Raw genomic sequence first — 1,516 nt, 5'->3', positions numbered from 1 at the left:
GGCCCTCGGCGGGAGTGCCCTGTGTCAACCGGTTGATGGGGGTGAGGTGAGTAGGTTTTGCAGGGCGCGGTGTTCGGCCGGGTCGTAGGGGGTGTTGGTGGTCCAGCATTTCCAGATCACGGTGATCCAGGCGCGGGCCAGGATGCGGACGGCGTGGTTGTGTTTCTTGCCGCGGGCGCGGGCTTGTTGGTAGAGGTCGGCGGCCCAGGGGTTGCTCAGGCGGCTGTCGCCGGCAAAGTTGCAGACCGCGTTGCGCAGATGTCTGTCGACCGCCCAGCGGAACGCGACGATGCGGGTGTTGCCCGACTGCCGGGTCGACGGGGTGACCCCAGCCAGCCCGGCCAGGGATGCTGCGGTAGGAAACCGGCCCCGGCAGTCACCGATCTCGGCCAGCAGCCACGCCGCCCGGACAGTCCCGGCCCGCGGCAGCGAGGTGAAGATCGCCGCGTCCGGGTGCCCGGCCAGGGCAGCGGCGATCTGATCCTCGAGAGCGTCGATCTGCTGGATGACCGTGTTCAGCGCGCTCAGGTATGCCTGAGTGACCCCGGCCAGTGCCTGCCCGGCCGGCCCCCGGACACCGGACGCGGCCGAACGGAGTCGTTCGAGCAGCGTCGCGGCGGTTCTGACGTGGTAATGGCGGGCCTTCAACCACGGCGTCAACACGGCCTCGGACAGTGCGTCCACGGCGTCCTGAGTACCGAACTCGGCGATGAACGCCCGCGACACCAACGCGTCGAGCTCAGCGAACAGCCCCACCACACCCGGCGTCACGCTCAGCAGATGCGCCCGCAGCTGGTTAGCGATCGCCAGCCGATGCCCGAGCAGGTCCTGCCGGGCCCGCACCAGCGCCCGCAACGCCTGCGTGTCCGCCCGGTCAGCGACCAGCGGGACCAGCCGACGCTGATCTGTGCGGACCACATCGGCCAGCACGAACGCGTCGAACCGGTCGTCCTTGTTACCGGCCGACCCATACCGGCCGCGCAACGACTTGACCTGCGACGGCGCAATCACAAACACCCTCAGGCCCGCCGCCAGCAACGCCGTAACCAGCGGCCCGTCGCCGCGTTCGATTCCCGTCCCAGCCACCCCATGACCGGACAGCAACGTGATCAACCGGGTGATCCCGGCCTTGTCATGTGCCACCATGACCCGCTCGACGACCTCACCGTCGCCGTCGATCACACACACGACGTGACTGTTCTCAGCCCAGTCGACACCCGCGAACATTCGCGCCGACCCCGGCTCGTGTTGCACACTCAAAGCTGCTTGACCTCGCTGCTCGTATCAGCTGGACAAGCACCCAGGTCCCGGGGCATCACTGCCGGACGCTCATTGACGGGCGCTCAACGGCGCAGTAGCCCTGTCGCCAGTCGGGATGCCCCGGACCGCCAGGCCCCGCTAACACTCCCGCAAGCCCTCACACCAAACGGGGCCAGCAACGGTGGGCGGTGACCCGACGGCCCAGATGCCACCCAGCCCTGACGGGCCGGGCAACAACAAGGGTCCACCAATGAGC

The 1,516-nt window shown here is 68.5% G+C and carries 1 protein-coding gene; it reads right to left on the bottom strand.

Annotation, left to right across the window (positions count from 1 at the left end; all coding sequences use genetic code 11):
• Positions 1 to 24: 24 nt before the first annotated feature.
• Entirely contained in the window at positions 25 to 1,227 is a 1,203-nt protein-coding gene (locus ACZ3I4_RS47840; protein WP_465388843.1) for an IS110 family RNA-guided transposase, read from the bottom strand.
• Positions 1,228 to 1,516: the final 289 nt, after the last annotated feature.

It is taken from the genome of Actinoplanes sp. NPDC021490 (genome assembly GCF_055562135.1).
Note: the sequence above shows the minus strand (reverse complement) of the source record. Positions and strands in the feature narration are given on the sequence as shown.

Excerpts from the sequence above, each read along its gene's own strand:
- ACZ3I4_RS47840 (WP_465388843.1), bottom strand. The coding sequence starts at position 1,227 with ATGTTCGCGGGTGTCGACTGGGCTGAGAACAGTCACGTCGTGTGTGTG.